General features: G+C 71.8%; 6 protein-coding genes and 1 pseudogene. All 7 read left to right on the forward strand.

The features are described 5' to 3' along the window. The first annotated feature begins 248 nt into the window (after positions 1–248). Entirely contained in the window at positions 249–587 is a 339-nt protein-coding gene (locus tag ABD308_RS38845; protein WP_344345749.1) for a YbaB/EbfC family nucleoid-associated protein, read from the forward strand. A 198-nt stretch (positions 588–785) separates the two neighbouring features. Continuing rightward, positions 786–1,385 (forward strand): recombination mediator RecR, encoded by a 600-nt coding sequence (gene recR, locus ABD308_RS38850; RefSeq protein ID WP_344345751.1) that lies wholly within the window; start codon positions 786–788, stop codon positions 1,383–1,385. Further along, complete coding sequence (locus ABD308_RS38855; protein WP_344345753.1) at positions 1,378–2,109, forward strand: DUF5063 domain-containing protein; 732 nt, start codon at positions 1,378–1,380, stop codon at positions 2,107–2,109. Before recR ends, ABD308_RS38855 begins: the two co-directional genes overlap by 8 nt. Before the next feature lie 304 nt (positions 2,110–2,413). Beyond that, positions 2,414–3,694, forward strand: coding sequence for an aspartate kinase (locus ABD308_RS38860; RefSeq protein ID WP_344345755.1), 1,281 nt, complete (start codon positions 2,414–2,416; stop codon positions 3,692–3,694). After that, the gene (locus ABD308_RS38865; RefSeq protein WP_344345757.1) at positions 3,691–4,773 is read left to right on the forward strand and encodes an aspartate-semialdehyde dehydrogenase; all 1,083 of its coding nucleotides are present in this window, start codon (positions 3,691–3,693) and stop codon (positions 4,771–4,773) included. Before ABD308_RS38860 ends, ABD308_RS38865 begins: the two co-directional genes overlap by 4 nt. 345 nt (positions 4,774–5,118) lie before the next feature. Further along, positions 5,119–5,673, forward strand: a complete 555-nt coding sequence (locus ABD308_RS38870) for a SigE family RNA polymerase sigma factor (protein ID WP_344345760.1) — start codon at positions 5,119–5,121, stop codon at positions 5,671–5,673. Next, positions 5,666–5,953: pseudogene (locus ABD308_RS38875) on the forward strand (hypothetical protein); the annotation flags it as partial. The gene ABD308_RS38870 and the pseudogene ABD308_RS38875, both read left to right, overlap by 8 nt.

Raw genomic sequence — 5,953 nt, forward strand, 5'->3', positions numbered from 1 at the left:
CCGGTGGCCCCGGCGCCTCCGGCGCGGGCGGTGGCCCCCGAGGACGACATCCCGGAGGAGGACGACCCCGACCTCAACGAGGACGTGTTCTCCGGTCAGGAGCTGATCGTCCGCGAGCTGGGTGCCACGGTGCTGGAGGAGATCCGCCACGGCGGGAACTGACCAGCACGTAGGCTCGTCGAGGACGTAGCCAGAGGACGTGCCAGACGCGCCGGTACCCGGCGCGGAACGAACGCAAGGAGTGAGCCGTGTTTCCCGGTGGTGGCCAGCCCAACATGCAGGCGCTGCTCAAGCAGGCGCAGAAGATGCAGCAGGACCTCGCCCAGGCGCAGCAGGAGCTGGCCGAGGCGAAGGTGACCGGTTCGGCGGGCGGCGGCCTCGTCGAGGCGACGGTCTCCGGTGCCGGGGAGCTGGTGGCGCTGACCATCGCTCCGGCCGCCGTGGACCCGGAGGACACCGAGACGCTGGCGGACCTGGTGCTGGCGGCCGTCCGGGACGCCAACCAGGCCGCGCAGAAGATGCAGGCCGAGCGGATGGGCCCGCTGACCCAGGGCCTCGGCGGCGGGATCCCGGGCCTGCCGTTCTAGGCGTTCCGGGCGTTCCGCGACCGGTCGGACGGTCCGGGGACGCCGGGTCGTAACGGTCCGGAGTTCAGGCGATGGACCTGTGTGATTTATGCGGGAGTCGGGCGTCGGGCGGTGTGCCCGGCGTCCGATTCGTTGGATGATGGCACCGGAGCACCCCCGTGCGGGTGCCACCGGTCCAACCCGAGGGAAGGCGCGACGTTGTACGAGGGCGTGGTTCAGGACCTGATCGACGAACTGGGCAGGCTGCCCGGCGTCGGGCCCAAGAGCGCGCAGCGGATCGCCTTCCACGTCCTGCAGGCCGACCCCGTCGACGTCCGCCGGCTGGCGCACGCGCTGCTGGAGGTCAAGGACAAGGTCCGGTTCTGCGCCGTCTGCGGCAACGTCGCGGAGGCCGAGCAGTGCCGGGTCTGCCTCGACCCGCGCCGTGACCTCGGCGTCATCTGCGTGGTCGAGGAACCCAAGGACGTCGTCGCCATCGAGCGCACCCGGGAGTTCCGCGGCCGCTACCACGTGCTGGGCGGCGCGATCAGCCCGATCGAGGGCGTCGGCCCGGACGATCTGCGGATCCGCGAGCTGCTGGCACGGCTCGCCGACGGCACGGTCACCGAGCTGATCCTGGCCACCGACCCCAATCTGGAGGGGGAGGCGACCGCCACCTACCTGGCCCGGCTCTGCAAGCCGATGGGCCTGAAGGTGACCCGCCTGGCGAGCGGCCTGCCCGTCGGCGGGGATCTGGAGTACGCGGACGAGGTCACGCTCGGCCGCGCCTTCGAAGGGAGACGACTGCTCGATGTCTGACCGGACGATCAACCAGCAGCCCCACACGCCCCACCAGGCCGGACCGGAGCAGGACCGGCGCACCCCTCAGGACGCCCCGCACACGCCGCACACGCACGGGCACGGCTCGGAGCCGGACGACTTCGCGGTGCAGATCGCGGACTCGGTGGAGAGCTTCGTGCTCTCGGTGACCGAGGTCGCCAAGGGCGACGAGCCCGGCAGTGCCGTCTCGCTCCTCCTGCTGGAGGTCTCGCAGCTGCTGCTGGCCGGCGGCCGGCTGGGCGCGATCGAGGACGTCGTCCCGGACGACCGCTTCGAGCCCGACGCCGGGCCGGAGCCGGACGGCGAGCAGCTGCGCGAGCGGCTGGCCGTGCTGCTCGCGCCGATCGACGTCTACCACGAGGTCTTCGACCCGTACGGGCCGCCGGAGAAGCCGAACGCCTTCCGGATCTCGGACGACCTGGCCGGGGTGGTGGGCGAGCTGCAGCACGGCCTGACCCACTACCGCGAGGGCCGGGTCAGCGAGGCGCTCTGGTGGTGGCAGTTCTCGTACCTCTCCAACTGGGGCACCACCTGCACGGCCGTCCTGCGGGCGCTGCAGTCGCTGATCGCGCACGTCCGGCTGGACAGCCCGATCGGGGCGGCGCCGGACGGCGCGGACACCGACAACGACGGGCTCACCGACGAGCAGCTGGAGCAGCAGGCCGGTGACCTGATGGCGGCCGAGCTGGGCCGGGGGCGCTAGGGGCCCCGGACGGCGCACCGACGGTGGACTGTGACGGAAACCTCACTCTCCCCCGCGGGGCGGAAAACCCCGGGGTGTCCGTGCGTTCGTCCGCCGATTCTTCGGAGCGGCGGCGGCCCGCCAGCAGACCTGCCGGTGGGGCCGCCCGCACCCCCGCTCACCTGCTGAAACGTGTGTCTCATCATATGGAAAGCGGAGGTCGGAGCACCCCCGCTCGGTAGACTGGCGCCGACCGCACTGCCCCCGCCACCCGGGGGTGCGGGGGCCGATCGCCCCCGAAGACGACACAAGTCGAGGAGCGCACGTGGGCCTTGTCGTGCAGAAGTACGGCGGCTCATCCGTTGCGGATGCCGAGGGCATCAAGCGCGTGGCCCGTCGAATCGTTGACGCCAAGAAGGCCGGCCATGAGGTCGTCGTCGTGGTGTCCGCGATGGGCGACACGACGGACGAGCTCATCGAACTCGCGGAGCAGGTGTCACCTCTCCCCGCCGGCCGCGAGTTCGACATGCTGCTGACCGCTGGAGAGCGCATCTCCATGGCGCTGCTGGCCATGGCGATCAAATCCCTGGGCCACGAGGCGCAGTCGTTCACAGGGAGCCAGGCCGGCGTCATCACCGACTCCGTCCACAACAAGGCGCGCATCATCGACGTGACGCCGGGCCGCATCCGCACCGCCCTGGACGAGGGCAACATCGCGATCGTGGCCGGCTTCCAGGGCGTCTCGCAGTCGAGCAAGGACATCACCACGCTCGGCCGGGGCGGCTCGGACACCACCGCGGTCGCCCTCGCCGCCGCCCTCAAGGCGGAGGTCTGCGAGATCTACACCGACGTGGACGGCGTCTTCACCGCCGACCCGCGCGTGGTGAAGAAGGCCCGCAAGATCGACTGGATCGCGTACGAGGACATGCTGGAGCTGGCCTCGTCCGGGTCCAAGGTGCTGCTCGACCGCTGCGTGGAGTACGCGCGGCGCTACAACATCCCGATTCACGTACGCTCGTCCTTCTCGGGCCTCCCCGGGACGATCGTCAGCAACGACAACCCGAACCAGCCCGAAGGGGGCGAGATGGAGCAGGCCATCATCTCCGGAGTCGCCCACGACACGTCCGAGGCGAAGGTCACGGTCGTCGGCGTCCCCGACAAGCCGGGCGAGGCGGCGCGCATCTTCCGCGCCATCGCCGATGCCGAGATCAACATCGACATGGTCGTGCAGAACGTCTCGGCGGCCTCGACCGGCCTGACGGACATCTCCTTCACCCTGCCGAAGACCGAGGGCCAGAAGGCCATCGACGCTCTCGACCGGGTCAAGCAGGGCATCGGCTACGAGTCGCTCCGCTACGACGACGCGATCGGCAAGATCTCGCTGGTCGGCGCGGGCATGCGCTCCAACCCGGGCGTCACGGCGGCCTTCTTCGAGGCGCTGTCCGCGGCCGGCGTCAACATCGAGCTGATCTCCACCTCGGAGATCCGCATCTCGGTGGTCACCCGCGCCGAGGACGTCAACGCGGCCGTCCAGGCCGTCCACAGCGCCTTCGGGCTGGACAGCGAGACGGACGAAGCCGTCGTCTACGGAGGCACCGGGCGATGACCCGGCGGCCGAACCTCGCCGTCGTCGGCGCCACCGGCGCGGTCGGCGAGGTGCTCCTCGGCCTGCTCTCCCTCCGCCAGGACATCTGGGGCGAGATCCGTCTCGTCGCCTCCCCGCGCTCGGCCGGCCGCAAGGCGGTCGTGCGCGGGGAGCCCGTCGAGGTGGTCCCGCTCACCGAGGAGGCCTTCCACGGGATCGACGTCGCGCTGTTCGACGTCCCCGAGGAGATCGCCGCCCGCTGGGCGCCGATCGCGGCCGCCAAGGGCGTCGTGGTGGTCGACAACTCCGGCGCGTTCCGCCTGGACGACGCCGTTCCGCTGGTGGTGCCCGAGGTCAACGCGGTGGCCGTCCGGATGCGCTCGCGCGGCATCGTGGCGAGCCCCGACTCCACCACCCTGACCATGATCGCGGCGATCGGCGCGCTGCACGCCGAGTACGGTCTGGAGTCGCTGGTCGTCGCCTCCTACCAGGCCGCCTCCGGGCTCGGCCGGGCCGGTGCGGACGCGCTGCGCACGCAGCTCGCCCAGGTGGCCGGCACCGACGTCGGCGAGCAGACCGGCGACCTGCGCGCGGTGATCGCCGACCACGGGCCGTTCGCCGCCCCGCTCGCGCTCAACGCGGTGCCCTGGGCCGGCGTGCTGACGGACGGCGGCTGGTCGTCCGGGGAACGCACGGTGCGCGACGAGTCCCGCAAGATCCTCGGCCTGCCCCGGCTGAAGGTCTCCGCGACGTGCGTGCGGATCCCGGTGGTGCGCACCCACGCGCTCGCCGTGCACGCGGTGTTCGAGCGGGAGGTCACCCAGGAGCACGCCCGCGAACTCCTGGCGGAGGCGCCCGGGGTGCTGCTGTACGACGACCCGGCGGCGGGCGAGTTCCCCACGCCGAACGACGCGGTGGGGACGGACCCGGTGTGGGTCGGACGGCTGCGGCGGGCGCTGGACGACCCGAACGCGCTGGACCTCTTCCTGTGCGGGGACAACCTGCGGCGGGGTGCGGCGCTGAACGCGCTTCAGATCGCGGAGCTGGTGGCCGCCGAGGGCTTGGGTACCGCTGGGGCGGGTGTGGGGGACGGGGCTTAGGCCGGCGGTGCTTCCGGGCTGGTGCGGCCTTGGGCGGGCCCGGCCCTGGGTTTGCTCTGGGTCGGTACGGTCCCGGCCTGTTTCGGACGAGGTGTGAGGGCGGCGGCGCCGGCTCTGCGCGGGATGTTCGCCGACTGCGCGAGGAATCCTCGCCGAATCCCCTGGAGGGGCGTTCCGTCCATGCGGAAGAATGTCCGCCGGGCTGGGCAACCATGACAGGGGATCGAGTGTCCAACGGGCGTGGCGAACGTGATGGTGGGGGCTGGAACGGGGATCCCGGCGAGAGCCGCGGTGTCGTTCCCGTCGCGTGCCCTGTGGCCTGCGGACAGGCCGGAAGATAACCAGATGACGGCAGTCGCACCCGGCGCCGCGGACTCCGGGGCCGGTACCGCCGGAACCGCGGCCGGGACCAGCGAAGACCTGCTCACCGAGACCTATCAGGCGCACTACCGATCCCTCCTGAGACTGGCGGCGCTGCTCCTCGACGACCTGTCGAGCTGCGAGGACGTCGTCCAGGAGGCCTTCATCCGGGTGCACGCGGCCCGGCGGCGGGTGCGCGAACCCGAGAAGACGCTGGCCTATCTGCGGCAGACCGTGGTCAACCTGTCGCGCTCGACGCTGCGGCGGCGGATCCTCGGGCTGCGGTTGCTGCAGAAGCCGATGCCTGACATGGCCAGTGCAGAGGAAGGCGCCTACGATGCGCTGGAGCGTGACCAGTTGAAGGTCGCGCTGCGGGGTCTGCAACGCCGTCAGCGGGAGGTTCTGGTGCTGCGCTACTTCGTGGACATGACGGAGGCGCAGGTGGCGGAGACCTTGGGCATCTCGCTCGGTTCGGTGAAGGCGTACGGCTCACGAGGGCTCGCCGCGCTGCGGGTCCAGATGGAGGCCGGGCATGGCTGAGAACGATCGCACGGGTACGGGCGCGAGTGGGGATGGCCTGTTCGGCGGTGGGGCTCCGTTGGACGGGGGCGCCCCATTGGACGGGGAGGAGTCCGGTGAGCACGAGGAGCGGCTCGTCCGGGAGCTGATGCGGCGGGCCGTGGCCGAGGTGCAGCCCGCGCCCGGGAGCCTGCAGCAGATCCGGCGGGCGGTGCCGCGTCGGCGGGCCGTCCGGCGCGGGGCCTGGACGGGCGCCACCGCCGTGGCCGCCGAGGCCTCCTTCCTGCTGCCCGCCCTGCAC

Origin of the sequence: Kitasatospora putterlickiae, from assembly GCF_039527695.1 — a bacterium.
Classification (GTDB): domain Bacteria; phylum Actinomycetota; class Actinomycetes; order Streptomycetales; family Streptomycetaceae; genus Kitasatospora; species Kitasatospora putterlickiae.

Coding starts and splice junctions, on each gene's coding strand:
- ABD308_RS38870 (WP_344345760.1), top strand. CDS start 5,119: ATGACGGCAGTCGCACCCGGCGCCGCGGACTCCGGGGCCGGTACCGCC.
- ABD308_RS38865 (WP_344345757.1), top strand. CDS start 3,691: ATGACCCGGCGGCCGAACCTCGCCGTCGTCGGCGCCACCGGCGCGGTC.
- ABD308_RS38855 (WP_344345753.1), top strand. CDS start 1,378: ATGTCTGACCGGACGATCAACCAGCAGCCCCACACGCCCCACCAGGCC.